Genomic DNA, 17578 nt, shown 5'->3' on the forward strand with positions numbered 1-17578 from the left:
AGCCCACTCTGCTCCGGATTCTAGTCTAGCGAATGGAGTTTTCCAACATCCTGTTTTTGCGTAGATTTTTTACTTTTTTGCGACTTCACTCCACTTTATTAGCACCACTCCAAAAAAACTTTAACGATCCTCTAAACGAAGGGGAAAAATACCCGAGGACCCCTTATTTTTTGCCCACACAAAAAGAAAAAAAGGGGATTAAACACTTGGGCCACAGGCACTTTTTTGTCAGTCTACATTCATCGCGAAAGCGGCTATCTTTGACGGCACACCACGATGGATCCCGATCCTTAAGCAGATCCAGAGGACTGACATCACATGGAGATCGAACGCCTGGCCTCGGCAGAGGCCTTCGGTGCCGTGGACAACGAAGCCTTGGGCGCCCTGCTGGCTCACGGCACCGAACACCGCCTAGAGGATGACGAGGTCATCTTCCGCATCGGGGAGCCGGATAAGAATATCCTGTACATTGTCTACGACGGTCGCGTCACCCTGACCGGCACCGACGGGAGTAGCACCCTGTACGAGGCCGTGGCGCTGCTCGGTCTCTCCAGCTACTTCGACGACGAGCCCTACTCCCTGACCGCCCGGGCCGCGGGGCCCTGCCAGCTCATCGAGGTACCGTTCAGCGCTGTACGGTGCCTGGAGCGGGAGCACCCTGCCCTCGCCGACGCCTTGAGTCACATCATTGCCGACCGCATCCGCGCCGGGACCGCCCAGTGGCGCACCGGGGCGGTGGGCGCCCTTTCACAGCCCGTCCGCTGGGCCATGACCGCGCCCCTGGTCTGCCTGCCAGGTGGCGCCAGCCTGACTGAGGCGTACCAGCTCATGGCCGCCCGCGGCATCGGCAGCCTGGGGGTGGTGGACGGGCAGGACCGGCTGATCGGGCTGGCCACCATCAAATCCCTCGCCCACCGGCTGCTCATCGAACGCCAGAGCCCGGATGCGCAGCTGTCCACCGCCGCCATGCCGGCCAGGCGCATTTCGCCGGATGCCGCCCTGTGGCAGGCGGAGGAGATCCAGGCACGGGAGGCGCTGAAGTACCTGGTGGTGGCGGAAAACGACCGCCCCCTGGGCATGCTCTCGCAGAGCAACCTCATCGAGACCATCCGCGCCCACCAGACCCTGTTGCGTGACCGGGTGGAGCGTACGGGCACCCTGGCCGACCTGCAGGCCCTCGCCGCCGAGTTACCCAGCGTCGCCCGCCAGGCGCGTGAGGCCAACCGCGAGGCCAGCCGGGCGGTAACCCAGCTCAGTGAATTCCACCTGCAGCTCCAGCGACGCTGCGTCGAGATACTCCTCACGGAGTTGGCATCGGAAGGTCTCGGCCCCCCGCCCCGGCGCTATGCCCTGCTGGTCATGGGATCGCTGGCCCGGCGGGAGTCGCTGCTCAATCCGGATCAGGACAACGCCCTGATCATCGCCGATAACCGGCCTGGCGAGACGGAGCCGAGCCCCCTCGACGACCGCGAGCGGCGTTGGTTCGACACCTTTGCTGATCGCCTGAATCACCGGCTGGACGCCCTGGGCTACGACTGGTGCCAGGGTCACATCATGGCCCGCACGCCGGTATGGCACCGTCAACTAGGTCAGTGGCGGCAATGGGTCATGACGGCGACACGACACCCGAACGGAGACCGGGCCCGCTGGGCCAATATCTTCCTGGACTTTGAACTGCTGCAGGGCGATGCCGGCCTGGTGGATGCGCTCTGGCGGGCGGTTCTGGAGGCCTTTGCGCAGCACCGAAAGCTGCTGCGGTTCATGGCCGCCGACGATGCCGAGGGCACACCGGCGCTCGGGCTGTTCAACCGGTTGGTCACCTCCGAGCGCGAAGAGGCCCGGGGTCGGGTCGATATCAAACGCAACGGCATGCGCATCCTGGCCAATGGCTGCCGCATTTACGCCCTTGGCCACCAGGTGCGGGCGACCGGCACCCTGGCCCGCTTGCAGGCCCTGCGCCACCAAGGCGTGCTCACGCCGGACAAGGTGGATTCGTTGGTGGCCGCCCAGGAGGCCCTGCTGGGCCTGCTACTGGACCACCAGCTTCGGCAGTGGGGCGAGGGCCGGCGCCCGGACAAGTACATCGCCCCGGACGCGCTGGACGAGATGCAGCGCCAGGCGTTGGTCACCAGCCTGCGCGCCATTCGCCGGTTCCAGGACCGGGTGCAAGGCGTCTTCGGCCTTTAGCGGGGTGCTGACTGATGCCTGACGTGACCCAGTCGCCCCGGAACGGAGACCACCGGTGCGCCCCGGAGCCCGAGCGTCAGCTGATCGCGGTTCGGCTGGAGGCGGCCCGCCGGCCGCGGGGGGCGGGGGACCCAACGCAGATCACCGCGGCACAGCAGCGGCTGGTGGCACAGCTCCGGGCCCGGGGCCTGCCCGCGGGTCGCATACAGCGCCGGCTTACCACCCTGAACAATACAGTCATCCGCCGGCTCGCCCGACAGGCGGTGGCCGTGGCGCTCCGGCGTGGCGCCGGACCGCCGCCGGTGCGCTTCTGTCTGCTGGTGATGGGCTCAGGCGCCCGTGACGAGCACTTCCTGGGGCCGGACCAGGACCATGGCATGGTCCTGGCGGACTACCCCGACCGGGATCATGACGCGGTCGATGCCTGGTTCCGCTGCTACAGCAGCCACCTGGTGGAGCGCCTGGAGGCCGCCGGCTTTCCCCGTGATACCGGCGACGTCATGTGCACCAACCCGCTCTGGCGCAAAACGCTGGGGCAGTGGACGCAGCAGATCACCACCTGGGCGCGGCGGGCCGATACCGTCAGCCTCTGCCTCGCCGACGTACTGCTGGACTGCCGCCCCCTGTTTGGGGCCCCGGCGCTGGCCCGCGCCCTGCGCACAGCGCTGACCCGGCAATTGGCCACAGCAGCGTTCCTGAAGGCCACGGTCATGGCCCATGGCGACCGCGGTGTCGGACTGGGGTGGTTCAACCGCTTTGTCACTATGGGCCGGTCCGATCCCCACCGGGGCTGCATCAACCTCAAGCACACGGCCCTGCTCCCCTTCATCACCGCCGCACGGCAGTTGGCCCTTTACCACCGTGTCCCGGCGCTCAGCACCCGGGGGCGCTTACGGGGCCTCCACCGTCGGGGGGCGCTCACCGAGGCCGACCACCAAGCCCTGCAGACAGCCATGGACACCCTGGCGGACCAAGTCCTGCGCCACCAGCTCCGGCAACTGCACGAAGGGCAGACAGCGGACTATTTCCTCGACCCGACGGCCCTGCCGGCGGAGGAGCGGCAAGCCTTGAAAGAGGCCCTGAAGCGAATTCGCCGCTTGCGCGACCAGGCGCGCAATGACATCACCGGACAGATCTTCTGAGGAGGCACGAAGACCATGTCTGTCTCTGATCATAGTGAACACTGGGTGGAGCGGATCAGCCGGGGTCTGCTCGGCCGGCACGCCACGCCTACCGGCCACACCAGCCGCCGACTGCTGTTCTGGGCGCCGGCAATGGGGCTGGCTGTTCTGCTGACAGGGCTGTTGCTCGGCCTCGCCTATCTCTCCCTCTCCGCGCTGCCCGCCGGCGCCGACCCAACACCGCTGGTGGTCGCCTTCGGCGCTGCGGGGCTGCTCCTGCTGGCGGCGATCACGGCCATCTGGCTGTTGCTGGATGCCACCGTGCTGCGCTCCCTGTCCGCGCTGGCCCGCGATGCGGCCATACTGGCCTACACCAACCCCGATCACCGGCTTCAGCTGCCGTCGGTGCACCTGCTCGGCGAGTTGCCCGGGACGCTGCGCAACCTCGCCCGCCAGTTGCAGGTCCGGCGCCGGGAGGTAGAGGCCGCCGCGGCCACGGCCGCCGAACAGGCCGAGGCGCAGAAGGCGCGGCTGGAGGTGGTGCTGCGCGCCATCCGGCAGGGGGTCGTGGTCTGTGATGCCGACGGACGGATCCTGCTCTACAACCCCGCCGCCGGTGAGCTGCTCCACAGCGACGCCCTGGGGCTTGGCCGCTCCATCCATGAACTGTTGAACCCAGCCGCCGTTGAGCACCCCCGACAACTGCTGCAACACCGACTGCGCCAGGATTCGGACGACCCGGTCATGGACGAGGGGGTGGAGTTCGTCTGTACCACGGTCGATGACGGCGCCCTGCTCCGCTGCCAGATGAGTCTGCTGCCGACCCACGGCCCGCTGCGCTCGGCCTTCGTCATCACCCTGGAGGACATCACCCGCCGGATCGAAGGCGTGGCCCGCCGTGACCAAGCCCTGCGCAGCGCCGTGGAGGCCCTGCGCTCGCCCCTGGCCGCGGTGTCGGTGGCGGCGGAGCTGCTCAACGAGTACCCGCAGATCGACGATGCCCGCCGACGCCGGTTCATCGACATCCTGGCCAAAGAGAGCCACGTGCTGGTCCAGCGCTTCGAACAAATCGCGGAGGCCACTCAGGAGAACGTCTCCGCCCCCTGGACCATGGCCGATATCAGCAGCGACGATTTGGTGGACAGCGTGTTGCTGCGCCACCGCGACACCCTGCCCCGCGTGGCGCTGGCTGGCCTGCCCCTATGGCTCCATGCGGAGAGCCACGCCATCGGACTCGTGCTCACCCATCTGTTGCACCGTCTGGGACGGGACCACGGCGTCCTGGCCGTGCGCATCGAGGCGCTGATGGGCAACCGCCGGGTGTACCTGGACATCTCCTGGGCGGGCGAGCCGGTGCCGGGCCCCACCCTAGAGCAGTGGCTTGAGACCCCGTTGCCGGAGGCCATAGGGGAATTGAACGCCCGCGCCGTGCTCGAGCGGCACAACAGCCTGGCCTGGAGTCAACGGGACCGGCGAACGCCGGGGTGGGCGTGCCTGCGCATCCCGTTGCCTGCCTCCAGCCGGCAATGGAACCCGCCCGGGGAGAGCCTCCCCCCGCGCCCGGAATTCTATGACTTCTCTCTCATCGACCAGGCCGCGGACCAGGGCGCTCTCCTCGACCGGCCCCTGGACGCGTTGAACTACGTGGTGTTCGACACCGAGACCACCGGCCTGTCTCCAGCGGAGGGTGACGAGATCGTCTCCATCGCCGGGGTGCGAATGGTCAATGGCCGCCTCCTGGACGGCGAGCGCTTCGAGCAACTGGTCAACCCCGGCCGGACCATCCCCCGCAGCTCGATCCTGTTCCACGGCATTCACGATACGACGGTCGCGGATAAGCCCCGCATCGAAACGGTACTGCCGCGATTCCACACCTTCGTCGGCGACTCAGTGCTGGTCGCCCACAACGCCGCCTTCGACATGAAGTTCATCCGACTGAAGGAGCGGCGCTGCGGCGTGCGCTTCGACAACCCGGTTCTGGACACGCTGCTGCTCTCGGTCTTTCTCCACGACCACACCGCGGACCACACCCTCGAGGCCATCGCCGCTCGGCTTGGGGTGGAGGTGACCGCGCAGCACACCGCCTGGGGCGATGCCCTGGTCACGGCACGGGTCTTCGCCTGCCTGTTACCGCTACTGCGCGAACGGGGGGTCCACACGCTAAGGGACGCGGTGGCGGCATCAGAGCGGATGGTGGAGGTACGCCGGCAACAGGCGCAGTTCTGAAAGGAGGCGGGGGGCAAGCCGGTGCGGGGCGACCCATGCGCCCCGCACCCCGGTGTTGCTGACGGATCAGTCCCCGCGGGCGGCGTTGCTCTTTGCTTCGCCGGCCCGGGCCTGCTCGGTGAGCAGGGCGTTGACCCGCTTGACGAAGGCGGCCGGGTCCTCCAGCTGCCCGCCCTCGGTGAGCAGGGCCTGGTCGTAGAGCACCGCCGCCCAATCGCTGAAGCGGGCATCGTCCAGCCCCGTGTCCATGCGCTGAACGATGGGGTGGTCGATGTTGATCTCCAGCGCCGGCTTGCCCTGGGGCATAGCGTGGCCGGCGGCCTTGAGCAACCGCTGCATGCCCATGCCGAAGTCGTACTCGCCCACCACCAGGCAGGCCGGGGAGTCGGTCAGGCGGGTGGAGACCCGCACCTCGCTCACCTTGTCCTCCAGCGCGCCCTTGAGCTTCTCCAGCAGGTCCTTGTGGCTTTCGGTGGCCTCTTCCGCGGCCTTCTTCTCCGCCTGGTCCTCCAGCTCGCCCAGGTCCAGGCCGCCCTTGGCCACCGACTTCAGCGGCTTGCCGTCGTATTCATTCAGGTGGGTGATGACCCACTCGTCCACCGGGTCGGGCAGCAGCAGCACTTCGACCCCCTTCTTGCGGAACACCTCCAGGTGGGGACTGTTGCGGGCGGCGTTGAAGCTCTCGGCGGTGACGTAGTAGATGGCCTCCTGGCCCTCTTTCATACGGGCGATGTAGTCGTCCAGGCTGACATCCGGCGTCTCATTCTCGTCTTGGGTGGTGGAGAAGCGCAGCAGCTTGGCGATGCGCTCGCGGTTGGCGAAGTCCTCGGCCACGCCCTCCTTCAGCACCTTGCCGAAGTTGCCGTAGAACTCGGCGTACTGCTCCGGCTCGTTCTTGGCCATCTTCTCCAGGCGGTCGAGAATGCGCTTGACCGAGGCGCTGCGGATCTTGTCCAGGAGCGGGTTGTGCTGGAGCAGCTCGCGGGAGACGTTGAGCGGCAGGTCGTCGGAGTCCACCAGGCCACGCACGAAGCGCAGGTAGCGCGGCATCAGCTTCTCGGTGTCCTCCATGATGAAGACCCGGCGCACGTAGAGCTTGATGCCGTGGGCCGGCTCCCGCTCGTAGAGGTCGAAGGGCGGGTTCTTCGGAATGTAGAGCAGCGAGGTGTAGGACTGGCGCCCCTCCACGTGGTTGTGCAGCCAGACCATGGGGTCGTCGAAGTCGTGGGCCACGTGCTTGTAGAAGGCCTTGTAGTCGTCGTCGCTGATCTCCGACTTGGGGCGCATCCACAGGGCGTTGGTGTTGTTCACCGTCTCCCAGGTCTCGGCGGCTTCCGCCTTTTCGGCCTCATCTTCCGGCTCGTCCTTGTCCTCGGCCTGGGCCGGCATCTGGATGGGCACGTCGATGTGGTCAGAGTAGCGGCGGATGATGCCCTTCAGCCGCCAGTCGTCCAGGTATTCGCTCTGGGATTCGGGCAGGGTCAGCACCACCCGGGTGCCGCGCTCCGCCACTTCCTCGTTCTCCAGGGTGTAGGCGCCCTTGCCGTCGGAGGACCAGCGCACCCCGTGCTCGGCGCCCAGGCCGGCCTTGCGGGTATGCACGGTGACGTGCTCGGCCACCACGAAGGCCGAGTAGAAGCCCACGCCGAACTGGCCGATCAGCTTGGCGTCCTTTTGCTGGTCGCCGGTGAGCTGATCCAGGAAGGCCTTGGTGCCGGAGCGGGCAATGGTACCCAGGTTCTCCGCCACCTCGTCGCGGGTCATGCCGATGCCGTTGTCGGCCACGGTGATGGTGCGGGCGTCCTTGTCCACGGAGACGCGGATACGCAGGTCGCCCTCGCCCTCGAGCAGGGATTCATCCTGCAGGGACTGGAAGCGGAGCTTGTCGATGGCGTCCGAGGCGTTGGAGATCAGCTCGCGGAGGAAGATGTCCTTGTTGGAGTAGAGCGAGTGGATCATCAGGTGCAGGAGCTGCTGCACCTCGGCCTGGAACTCCAGGGTTTCCTTGTGTGCGTCTGTCGCCATGGGCTCCCTCTTTTCCCAAGTCTTGGTGGCAATAATGTCTGCTCATACGTGGGCAGGCATCGTCGGATGCAACTCGGGATGGGGGCGACCGAAGCGTTTTTCAAGGCGTCTTGCGAGCGATCATCGGGATACGGTGCAAACGGCCATGCTGTATACCGGGCCTGGCCATGACTGACTCGGCAAACCCTTCAATCTGAGCAGCCTCTCCCTTGAGCATGACCGCCTCCACACAGAGGTCGTGATCCACGTGCATATGCAACGTCGTCACCGTCAGATCGAAATGTGCATGATGGGCCTCGGTTAACCGCTTGGCCAGTTCACGCTCTTTGTGGTCATAAAGATAGGTCAGCACCCCAACGCACGGCGTATCCGGACGCTCATCGAGTGCCTCGGAGCCTAGCGCACCACGGATCAGGTCGCGAACAGCCTCGGACCGGTTGTTATACCCCCGCCTCTCCAGAAAGTTATCGAACTCGGCCGCCAATCCGCTTTCCAATGAGACCGTCACCCGCTCACTCATCCGGACACCCCACGCTGCTCTCATCTGTCTCCAACGGCAGCCGCAGGCGGAACAACGCCCCGCCTTGGACATGGTTGTCGCCGCTTAGCTGGCCCCCATGACGCTCCACTATCCCAAAGCTGACCGAGAGCCCCAGTCCGGTTCCCTTCCCCACGGGTTTGGTGGAAAAAAAGGGATCAAATATCCGCCCCAATGCCTCCTCATCAATCCCTGGCCCGTTATCGTGGAACCAGAGCTCTACCATTCCATCCACCACATGACCGGAGATTCGCAACACTGGATCCGGGCACCCCTGCAAGGCATCAACCGCGTTGCTCACGAGGTTAACGACCACCTGCTGCATCTGCCCCTGTGAGCCACGGACCCAGTACGGCTGCTGCAAGGCATGGACAACGGAAACGGGGTGGGATACCGCCTTCTCCACCCAATGCACTGATCGCTCCACCACCTCCCGCAGATCAAACACCTGATCCGCATCCCGGTCTACTGCTGCAAAACGTTTCAAGGCATCCACGATATCGTGCGTGCGCTCAGCCCCTTCGACTGTCCCCTCGAGTAGCGGCGCAATATCCTCCAGGACGTAGTCGATGCGGAGTTTACTCCTCAGGCGTTGCTGCTCTTCCGCGCTCACTCCCCGGTGGATGGCGCCCAGATACTCCTCAAGACGCCCGAGATAACGCTTCAGGGCGAAGGCATTACCCACGACAAAGCTAATGGGATTGTTCAGCTCATGGGCCACACCGGCAACCAGCTGACCGATCGATGCCAGCTTTTCGCTTTGAATGAGTTGCTGTTGGGTCCGCTTCAAGCTCTCATGGGCCTCACTTAAGTCATGGTAAGCCTGTCGCAGTTCGCCGACCGGCCGCCCGATCAAAACCAATCCCTGAATCCGTCCGATCCGGTCACGCAGAGGCGCACAGTTCACCGCCACCGGGTTATGGCCGCCCCGGTGATCAACGAAGTTGACCTCGCAATCATTAACCGCCACAGCCTCGGCATGCTCAAAAACGCCCCTGGTCAACAGGCGATCACGGGATGCCTGATCGGCAAGGAGATCCCGCAGCGGCCGCCCCACCAGTACATCGCTACCCTCTCCTACCAGCTGTTCCATAGCCGGGTTCACCCGCTGGACCCGCCCCTGGTGATCGCACACCACCAGGACATCCGACATGGCGGAGAGCACACTAAAGAGAAACTGCTGGGAGCGCTCCAGTTCTGCATTCTTGCGCTCGAGCTCCGTCTCGTTCTCCAGCAGTTCGCTGTAGACCTCATCCATCCGATGGATGACTTCCAGCCAGGTTTGCTCGTCGAAGCTGCCCTCGGAATCGGTCTGCCCTGCCCCGGGCGACATGGCCTGATTGAGCAGGGTCTCCGCCCCACGTCGATGTCTTGAACGTTCACCCATCGCCCGTTCGGGCCTCCGCTAGTCAGTGCACGGTACACACCATACAGGGATCAAACGACCGCACCACATGCTGGACCGCTACCGACTCCCCCGCATCCGCAGCAGGTGTCCCTACCAGCGCCTGCTCCAGCGGCCCGGGCACACCGGCGTGATCCCGAGGCGAAAAGTTCCACGTCGTCGGCGCAATGATCTGATAATTGCTGATCATGCCGTTTCTAACCGTGAGCCAGTGGCCCAGGCTACCGCGGGCCGCCTCGGTCAAACCGACCCCGACGCCCTCGCCGGGCAGGGTGTAATCGGCATAGCAGGGCTCGCCCGGTTGCAGTGATCTCACCCAATGCTCCATCAATGGCGGAACTCGCGCCAGTTCAATCAGGCGGGCAATCACTCGGTTACGCACGTTACCACCGCTTTCCGCCACCAGTGCGCGAATCAGCGGTTGCCCATCCACCAACTGACGGGCGAGTGCCCCCGTCTCCACCACGGCCCCGCCCATCCGCGGTGCCTTGCACCAACTATAGGCGTCGGCCTTCTGCACCACAGGTTCTGTCACGCCGTGAAGAGGATGTGCCGGTTTCCCCGGCCCGGACAGCCAGGCGCTCGTCAGGTCTTCGTCAATGGCTTCAGTATTCAAAGGCTGCACCTGCCCGTCCACCCACTGGCCAGGTGCGAAAGCGGTTTCATCGCCAATGGGGTAGCTCCCATAACTTAGAAAGCCACCCGGACTCCGCCCCAGCGATACCAGATCCAGATCATCCGCCAGGCGAAGAAACCCGGCGAAATCACCCTGGGCGGGGCCAGGCCGTGCCCGCCAGGCCTCAAGTGCCGCCGGACTCTCCAAGGCGAGTACACACTCCAGCCGGTCACCAAACAGGTGACGCTCCAGCCAGGTGCGAAACTCCCGCACTATCGCGAGCAGTCGAAGCCTCTCGGCCGGCTCCACTGCCCGGGAGGCGCCACCTGGGTGAATGGCCAGGGTGTGCGGCCACTTACCGGCCAATAGCCCCATCAGGGTCAGGAAGCGCGCCCGGGCTGGCAGGGCCTGGGCCGGGGCCTGGCCACGCACCGCCCGAAACCGGGTCTGTACCGCCGAGTGCCAGGTGCGATCCGCGTAGTCTTCCCGGGCAAAATCGGGCATGAAAAAGAGATAAAAATGAGTGAAGTGGTCCGCCAGATTCTCGGCCGCATGTATCAGGTTTCGTATCAACGCCCCGTTCCGAGGCATCTGCGCTCCAGCCAGGTCTGCCAGTGCGCTGGCAGCGGCGACAGACTGCGATACGGAACAGATTCCACAGATGCGCGGTGCAAAGACCAGGGCATCCAGCGGCTCCCGTCCCAGCAGCACCCGCTCGAACCCGCGGTATAGAGGCGAGTTAACCCATGCCTGATGCACATACCCATCGCGAACGTCCAGAGTGACCTCCAGGTCCCCTTCCACGCGATTAAACGGGCCGACCACCACACGACTCATTTCAACCCCGTCTTTCGGTTCTTGGGCCGTACGACCTGATGGTCGGCGACGGCATTGCGCCGGAGCCGCTCCGGAGTGGCCGACTTGGACAGTGCCGCCAACGCCACAAACCAAGCCTTAGGCATATCGGTCGGCAAGCCCACGGGGATGCCTCCCACCTTGGGGGTGCTCAGGAAGCCGTGACCGGGGTCCTGAAACCCCGGCTCCGTGCAACTAATGCACGCGTAACCGCCACGAAGGCAGGAGCCCTGCCCATTCCAGGGCCGGATATTGCAATCGGCGTGGGCCTGGGTCCCCTTGCAGCCCAGGTGCTCCATCATGCAGCCAAGGTCAGAGGGCTTTTCCGCGCTCGCCTTGAATTCGTAGTACTCGTTACGTGCACAACCGTGGTGAACCAAGTGGTCGGCATAAAAGCGGGGCCGCCGCCATTCATCCAGAGCATCCTCATCCAGAAGCCCCATTGCCACCGCCATTAGGGTTTCCGTGACCCACTCCGGATGGGTCGGGCAGCCCGCCAGGTTAATCACCGGAAGGCCGGCCTTGGATCGGAAATCGGCGCCCAAGAGGCCACCGACCAGATCCGATTCATACTGCAAGCCAGGCATTTCACCCGGGGCATGTCCTGCAGCTGAGATTCCCCCATAGGCCGAGCAACTTCCCACCGCAACGGTGTAGTCCGCCACTTCGGCCAAATCCCTCACCCAATCCCTCATAGGTCGGCCGGTTCCGGCAAACAGGTGATACCTGCCGGTCCCACCGGGGCCGCACATCACGGCGCCCTCCAGACAAAGCACGTCCAGCGTCAGTTCACCGCGCAGACAGGCATCGAGTATCTCCCGAACGTCCCGGCCGGACGGCTCACTGAGCGAGGGGTGCCAGAGCAGATTGATACCCATGCCGGCCAACTCACCAAAAAGATCCGGCGTGTCAGCACACAGCAGAGACATTGTGCATCCGCCACACCCTCCGGACTGCAACCAGAGCACATTGAGCGGGCGGGCGTTCAACCGCATCATGATGATGTGTCCTCAATGCCGTAACGTTGCAGCTTGCCACGCAGACCGACTCGGGAGAGCCCGAGTTCCTCGGCCGCGCGGGACTTATTCCATCGCAGGCGGGTCAGGACTTCACGGATGATCGCCGCTTCCAGTTGCTCAATACGATCCTTGAGACTGCCATCAAGCCTGGAGAGATGATCCAACTCGGCTTGGTCATCCTCGGTCCCGCCCCGCACCACGGCGGCCGACAGCAAATCGGCACTCAGCCGACCGTCCTCAGTTAATGCCACCATGCGCAAAATCTCATTCTGCAGTTGCCGGACGTTGCCCGGCCAGTGGTAACGGCGCAGACAAGCTAGTGTCTCTTGGTCGAACCCAAGCACCGGCTTGTCCAGTACCCGGCTAACCTCCCCGAGCAGATAGTCCGCCAGCAACGGAATGTCCATCGGTCGCTCACGCAAAGGGGGGATATGCAACTGAAAAGCGCTCAACCGATAAAACAGGTCCTCACGAAAGTTCCCCTGACGAACTTCCTCCTGAAGATCGCGGTTGGTCGCAGAGATTACCCGGACATCGATCCGCACCGTCTGGGAACTACCGACGGGTCTGATCTCACCCTCTTGGAGGACGCGCAACAACTTGACCTGAAAACCAGGTGAGGTCTCGCCGATCTCATCCAGGAAGATAGTCCCGCCGTCCGCCCTTTGAAAGAGGCCCTGACGATCTTCGTGTGCTCCGGTGAAGGCTCCACGCTTATGCCCGAACAGCTCACTCTCAAGCAGTTGCTCCGGCAAGGCGGCACAGTTCTCCACCACGAACGGCTGATCGTGCCGACTGCTTCGATAATGGATTGCGCGCGCCAGCAGCTCCTTACCCGTTCCGGACGCACCCGTCAGCATCACCGGGATGTTATAGGCGGCCACCTTATAGGCGAGCCGACAAACCTCATTCATAGGACTGTCCTCAGCCCGGGTGATGAGGTCCCGGTGCAGGACGGACTCCCGCGCCCATTCCCGCTTGGTCCGGACGCGCTCACGCAGCACCGGCTCAGCGGAGCGCAGTTCGAGGTTGAGCAGTTCGTTCTGCTGCTGAAGTCGATGCAGCTCCGCAGCACGCTTCACCGTAAGCAGCAGCCCTTCGGGCTGCCAGGGCTTATGCACGAACTGGTAGATGCCCGCATCGTTAATGGCCGACATCATATCCGCGGGATCGGTGTAACCGGAGATGATCAGACGCACCACGTCGGGCCAGCGCGTACGCACCCTGCGTAACAGCTCCACCCCGGTGGTCCCCGGCATGCGCTGGTCGGAAAGCACCACCTGGACGAATTCGGTCTCGAGTACGGCGATGGCCTCTTCGGCGTCGTTCGCGGTCAGCACCCGAAAGTCTTCGTCCAACACCCGTCGAAGGGTCTGCAACGCACGGGGTTCGTCATCGACCACCAGAATGGTGGGCGGCCCTCCCGTCATGATGCATCCGCAGTGAGCGCATTGAGCCTTTGGTCCCGGTGGCGCGCCAGATGTATCGGCGTTCGTGACAAGGGACGGCGGTGTACGAAATTGAAACGCGCCACGTGATAACTTGGATCAAAGCCGAAAAAATTCAGTTGCATCTCGGTCATCTCCTCCTCCCGGTAGCGGGCCAGCGGTTTCCGTGCCTCGTCGCGGGCACGTTGCACCCTCTTGGACCGCACAATACCAGACCAATTGGGGTCCGAGGCCAAGGCTTCAGCGCGGGCCTGGATATCAGCCTCCGCGCCATCCCTACTCAGCACCTCGTCCACAACCCCCACCTGGTGCGCTTCCCATACCCCCATCGGAAGTCGCTGCTCCAGCAGCACTGCCCGGTCACCATGCCGGACCCGGCGTGGTAACAGGTATGTCCAATACTCCGACCCATAAAGGTTACCCATATTCTTGTAATGGGGGTTCAATACCACACCATCGACGGCCCAGACATAATCAGCCGCCAAGGCGAAGAAGACACCTCCGGCCGCCGCGTTGCCACGCAAAGCCGCCACCACCGGGCACTCAACCAGCTCAACGATCTCACGGGTCAGATCGTTCATGGCATTGATATTGCCCCACGAGGCCTCAGCTGGATGATCATCCGCCTCGATACGGTGCAGATGGATGCCGTTAGACCAGAAATCGGCCCCGCCCATCAGCACCAGTACCCGGGGCGGGCTTGCCTTGACCCGGCGACATATTGCTGTAAGGCGACGGCACTGATCGACGCTCAGTGCCCCATTATGGCAATCGAAGTACAGGTAACCGACGCCATTGCGTTCCCGGTAGCGGATCTCCTGCCAGGTTGGATAGTCCGGGTTTTCAAAGGCGTCCAGGGGCGCCTCCTGCACATCCGCAATACGATCACCCAATACCTGGGCGGCCGGGAGCTTGAGGCCACCATTGCCGGAAGCGTCGTCACGGCACAAATGGGTTACCCAAACCGCCCCATCAACCGTGCCGAGGCACACGGCACCGTCCCGAATGGCCAATATTGCGCCCGGCTCCCCGCGCAACTCGCCCTCCGGCCAGGGGTTGTACATCCTTACCCGCAGCCCGGCCAGCCTGTCACGTACCCCAGGATGACCGTCCGCTGCCCGCAGCAGGGCCAGCACCTCCGCGGTGGTGTGCCGCGACCATTCGATCCTGCGATCCGATTGCCTCATCAAGGGACGCCATCCTCCTGGCCGGCCGTCCTCCCCCAGGGCGAGTCGCTGTGGCGTGTACCGGTCGCTCTCCAGGCGTTCGAGTGCCTGCCGGACCGCGGTCACTGAGGCGTCGGCAACCTCATGCCGGTAGAGATGGCCTTTGCATGCGGCCCGCATGGGAAATTCCACGCTGGCCCAAACCGGCCCGGCGTCCATCTCCGCCTCGGCTTGCAGTACGGTGACCCCCCACGTCGAGACACCGGTCTGAATGGCCCAATCCAGCGAGGATGGCCCCCGGTCACCCGCAGGGCCGGGATGAACAATCCAGCAGAGATGCTCCCGCCAGATGGATTCGGCGATGGCCCGCTTGAGGAAGGGGGCAAGGATCAGATCAGGCCGGAAAAGGCGCACGGCCTCCGCCGTAACCTGGTCATTGATATCGAACTCCACCGACACCTCATGCCCGAGTTTCTGGAGTTCAATAAACAATCGCTGGCTCAGGCTGTTGAAGCTGTGGGTCAGTAACAGTATCCGCATAATGATCACACCCGGCTGCGGTTAACAGATGCGGGGAAGCTGCTCTCCCGCGATCCAATCCACATTCCTTGTTCCACCGAAGGCTGTTTCCATTTGTACGAAGCCATGACTATCCTCTATCACCTCCCCAATCAGGGCGGCATCAGAGCCCAAAGGATGAGCGCGCATCACAGCTAGCAGGCGCTCGCTGGCATCCGGCGGACAAATGGCCAAGAGTTTGCCTTCATTCGCCACGTACAAGGGATCGAGCCCGAGCAATTCACAGGCGGCATCGACCGCCTCGCGGATCGGCAGGGCCTCCTCCCGGATAACTATTCCCACGCCTGATTGGCGGCTCAACTCGTTCAGCGTCGCCGCCACTCCCCCGCGCGTGGGATCCCGCAGGCAACGCACCTGCGGGACCTCATCCAGCATGGCGGCCACAAGTTCATGCAGCGCGGCCGAATCGGAGGTAATCGGGGCCTCGAAGCCTAAGCTTTCCCGCAGCGACATAATGGCAACACCATGATCCCCGATGGGGCCGCTGACCAGTACGTGATCACCAGGACGGGCTCGATCCCCCGACAGCTCCAGCCCCGGAGGCACCACGCCGATGCCCGTCGTGTTGATAAACACCCCGTCACCCTTGCCCCGCTCGACGACCTTGGTATCGCCGGTCACCACCGATACCCCCGCCGCACTCGCTGCCTCCGACATGGATTCCACGATCCGGCGCAGATCGGCAAGCGGATACCCTTCCTCGAGAATGAAACCAGCGGTCAAGGCCAGCGGACGGGCCCCGCACATCGCCACATCATTGATCGTCCCATGAACTGCCAGGCTCCCGATATTCCCCCCGGGAAAGAAGAGCGGCGAGACGACATGGCTGTCGGTGGCCACCACCAAACGGCCGGGCGGCGGCTCAACAACAGCCTGATCATTTCCTTTGCGAAGCGCAGGATTGTCGAAGGCCGCCATGAAAAGCTCATCAATGAGCTGCGCCATGGCACGACCACCACCGCCGTGGGCCAGCTCCACGCTGCCTCGCCGGAAATTCAGGGGCCGGACATAGCCGGGTTTTGCGCCACTGGTCACGATGCCTTCTCCGTCTGTTGGAACCGCCCGTAAGTGAAATAGGCTGAGCACGCCCCTTCGGCAGAGACCATGCAGGACCCGAGCGGGGTCTCAGGTGTACATGCGTTCCCGAACACCTTGCAGTCAAGCGGGTGCTTGAGCCCACGCAGGATGGCACCGCACTCACACGCCTTGGCATCAGGGACCGAGCGGTAGCTCAGTCCGAAGCGATGCTCCGCATCCAGATCCGCGTAGTCGGGACGGATGCGGAGAGCGCTGTAAGGCACTTCGCCCAAACCCCGCCACTCGAATCGGGCGCGTAGTTCAAAGACGTCGGCGACCGCTTGCTGCGCCTTACGGTTACCGTTTCGCGTCACCGCGCGCGAAAACTGATTCTCCACCTCGAACCGTCCCTCATTGAGCTGGCGCACCAGCATTAGCACGCTGTGCAATACATCCAGCGGCTCGAACCCGGCGATGACTACCGGCTTCTGGTACTCCGCTGCGAAATACTCGTACGGACGGCTACCGATCACCGTGGAGACATGGGAGGGACCGATAAAGCCATCCAGGGGGACCGTGCCCAGATTGCGAACCGCCGGTGCTTCGAGGATGTTCTGGATCGCCGCTGGCGTCAGGACGTGATTGCAGAAGACGCTGAAATTCTGAAGATTGTCATCCCTGGCCTGTTTTACGGCGACCGCCGTCGGCGGTGTGGTGGTCTCAAAGCCGATGGCAAAGAAGACCACCTCGCGATCGGGGTGTGCGCGTGCGATCCTCAGCGCATCCAGCGCGGAGTAGACCATGCGGACGTCCGCCCCCTCCGCCCTCGCCTTGAGTAGGCTTTGCCCGCCTGACGCCGGGACCCGAAGGGTGTCACCGTAGCTGCAAAGGATGGTGTCAGGCCGCCGGGCAATATCGATAGCGTTATCGATCCGGCCGATGGGCAGCACACAAACCGGGCAGCCGGGTCCGTGAATGAAACGAATCGATGCCGGCAATAGATCACGCAGCCCGTATCGTGATATTGCGTGGGTATGGCCGCCACAGAACTCCATGATCCGGTACTCCCGTCCGGAACAGGCCTCAGCGGTGATGGCGCGCGCCAGCCTCCCTGCCAGCCCCCCGTCCCGGAACTCACTGACATACTTCATTCATCCCCCTCCAGTCCCATCTCCCGGAACAGTGCCAGGGTCCGCTCGGCCTCTGCGCGGTCCAGGCGGCTGATGGCGAACCCCACGTGCAGAATGACGAACTCACCCTCGGTCACGCCCTCAACCAGACTGACATCCACCGTTTTCCGCACCCCGCCGGCATCGACCAGGGCAGCCCCGTCCTCCTTCAGCTCGAGCACCTCCACAGGTATTGCCAGACACATA

General features: G+C 64.0%; 13 protein-coding genes. 3 read left to right on the forward strand and 10 right to left on the reverse strand.

Going from position 1 to position 17578, the window contains the following annotated elements:
* Window positions 1-318 precede the first annotated feature (318 nt).
* The 3 genes from MLG_RS10185 to MLG_RS10195 are packed head-to-tail and all read left to right on the forward strand — an operon-like array spanning window position 319 to window position 5534.
* Window positions 319-2187, forward strand: coding sequence for a putative nucleotidyltransferase substrate binding domain-containing protein (locus MLG_RS10185; RefSeq protein WP_011629740.1), 1869 nt, complete (start codon window positions 319-321; stop codon window positions 2185-2187).
* A gap of 14 nt (window positions 2188-2201) precedes the next feature.
* Window positions 2202-3329, forward strand: a complete 1128-nt coding sequence (locus MLG_RS10190) for a DUF294 nucleotidyltransferase-like domain-containing protein (protein ID WP_011629741.1) — start codon at window positions 2202-2204, stop codon at window positions 3327-3329.
* 15 nt (window positions 3330-3344) lie between these two features.
* Window positions 3345-5534: a 3'-5' exonuclease gene (locus MLG_RS10195; protein WP_011629742.1), complete on the forward strand. Its 2190-nt coding sequence runs from the start codon at window positions 3345-3347 to the stop codon at window positions 5532-5534.
* A 66-nt stretch (window positions 5535-5600) separates the two neighbouring features.
* On the opposite strand, the gene htpG is transcribed toward MLG_RS10195, so the two are convergent.
* The 10 genes from htpG to MLG_RS10245 all read right to left on the reverse strand — a co-directional run bounded on the left by htpG (window position 5601) and on the right by MLG_RS10245 (window position 17577).
* Window positions 5601-7559 carry a molecular chaperone HtpG gene (gene htpG, locus MLG_RS10200; protein WP_011629743.1) on the reverse strand — a complete coding sequence of 653 codons (1959 nt, stop codon included), beginning with the start codon at window positions 7557-7559 and terminating at the stop codon, window positions 5601-5603.
* Window positions 7560-7659: 100 nt separating this feature from the next.
* Window positions 7660-8079: a nickel-responsive transcriptional regulator NikR gene (gene nikR / locus MLG_RS10205; protein ID WP_011629744.1), complete on the reverse strand. Its 420-nt coding sequence runs from the start codon at window positions 8077-8079 to the stop codon at window positions 7660-7662.
* On the reverse strand, window positions 8072-9484 hold the full coding sequence (locus MLG_RS10210) for a PAS domain-containing sensor histidine kinase (protein ID WP_011629745.1): 1413 nt from the start codon (window positions 9482-9484) through the stop codon (window positions 8072-8074). The genes nikR and MLG_RS10210 overlap by 8 nt, the downstream gene beginning before the upstream one ends.
* A 22-nt stretch (window positions 9485-9506) precedes the next feature.
* The gene (locus tag MLG_RS10215; RefSeq protein ID WP_011629746.1) at window positions 9507-10955 is read right to left on the reverse strand and encodes a nickel-dependent hydrogenase large subunit; all 1449 of its coding nucleotides are present in this window, start codon (window positions 10953-10955) and stop codon (window positions 9507-9509) included.
* A complete protein-coding gene (locus MLG_RS10220; protein ID WP_011629747.1) occupies window positions 10952-11971 on the reverse strand; it encodes an NADH-quinone oxidoreductase subunit B family protein in 1020 nt (339 codons plus the stop codon). Before MLG_RS10220 ends, MLG_RS10215 begins: the two co-directional genes overlap by 4 nt.
* On the reverse strand, window positions 11968-13422 hold the full coding sequence (locus MLG_RS10225; protein WP_011629748.1) for a sigma-54-dependent transcriptional regulator: 1455 nt from the start codon (window positions 13420-13422) through the stop codon (window positions 11968-11970). The genes MLG_RS10220 and MLG_RS10225 overlap by 4 nt, the downstream gene beginning before the upstream one ends.
* On the reverse strand, window positions 13419-15146 hold the full coding sequence (locus tag MLG_RS10230) for a hydrogenase maturation protein (protein WP_011629749.1): 1728 nt from the start codon (window positions 15144-15146) through the stop codon (window positions 13419-13421). The genes MLG_RS10225 and MLG_RS10230 overlap by 4 nt, the downstream gene beginning before the upstream one ends.
* A 21-nt stretch (window positions 15147-15167) precedes the next feature.
* The gene (gene hypE, locus MLG_RS10235; protein WP_011629750.1) at window positions 15168-16220 is read right to left on the reverse strand and encodes a hydrogenase expression/formation protein HypE; all 1053 of its coding nucleotides are present in this window, start codon (window positions 16218-16220) and stop codon (window positions 15168-15170) included.
* Window positions 16217-17353, reverse strand: coding sequence for a hydrogenase formation protein HypD (gene hypD, locus MLG_RS10240; RefSeq protein ID WP_011629751.1), 1137 nt, complete (start codon window positions 17351-17353; stop codon window positions 16217-16219). Before hypD ends, hypE begins: the two co-directional genes overlap by 4 nt.
* The gene (locus tag MLG_RS10245; RefSeq protein WP_011629752.1) at window positions 17350-17577 is read right to left on the reverse strand and encodes a HypC/HybG/HupF family hydrogenase formation chaperone; all 228 of its coding nucleotides are present in this window, start codon (window positions 17575-17577) and stop codon (window positions 17350-17352) included. Before MLG_RS10245 ends, hypD begins: the two co-directional genes overlap by 4 nt.
* Window position 17578: the final 1 nt, after the last annotated feature.

This window comes from Alkalilimnicola ehrlichii MLHE-1 (assembly GCF_000014785.1).
GTDB classification, from domain to species: domain Bacteria; phylum Pseudomonadota; class Gammaproteobacteria; order Nitrococcales; family Halorhodospiraceae; genus Alkalilimnicola; species Alkalilimnicola ehrlichii.

Excerpts from the sequence above, each read along its gene's own strand:
- MLG_RS10185 (WP_011629740.1), top strand. The coding sequence starts at position 319 with ATGGAGATCGAACGCCTGGCCTCGGCAGAGGCCTTCGGTGCCGTGGAC.
- MLG_RS10190 (WP_011629741.1), top strand. The coding sequence starts at position 2,202 with ATGCCTGACGTGACCCAGTCGCCCCGGAACGGAGACCACCGGTGCGCC.
- MLG_RS10195 (WP_011629742.1), top strand. The coding sequence starts at position 3,345 with ATGTCTGTCTCTGATCATAGTGAACACTGGGTGGAGCGGATCAGCCGG.
- htpG (WP_011629743.1), bottom strand. The coding sequence starts at position 7,559 with ATGGCGACAGACGCACACAAGGAAACCCTGGAGTTCCAGGCCGAGGTG.
- nikR (WP_011629744.1), bottom strand. The coding sequence starts at position 8,079 with ATGAGTGAGCGGGTGACGGTCTCATTGGAAAGCGGATTGGCGGCCGAG.
- MLG_RS10210 (WP_011629745.1), bottom strand. The coding sequence starts at position 9,484 with ATGGGTGAACGTTCAAGACATCGACGTGGGGCGGAGACCCTGCTCAAT.
- MLG_RS10215 (WP_011629746.1), bottom strand. The coding sequence starts at position 10,955 with ATGAGTCGTGTGGTGGTCGGCCCGTTTAATCGCGTGGAAGGGGACCTG.
- MLG_RS10220 (WP_011629747.1), bottom strand. The coding sequence starts at position 11,971 with ATGATGCGGTTGAACGCCCGCCCGCTCAATGTGCTCTGGTTGCAGTCC.
- MLG_RS10225 (WP_011629748.1), bottom strand. The coding sequence starts at position 13,422 with ATGACGGGAGGGCCGCCCACCATTCTGGTGGTCGATGACGAACCCCGT.
- MLG_RS10230 (WP_011629749.1), bottom strand. The coding sequence starts at position 15,146 with ATGCGGATACTGTTACTGACCCACAGCTTCAACAGCCTGAGCCAGCGA.
- hypD (WP_011629751.1), bottom strand. The coding sequence starts at position 17,353 with ATGAAGTATGTCAGTGAGTTCCGGGACGGGGGGCTGGCAGGGAGGCTG.
- MLG_RS10245 (WP_011629752.1), bottom strand. The coding sequence starts at position 17,577 with ATGTGTCTGGCAATACCTGTGGAGGTGCTCGAGCTGAAGGAGGACGGG.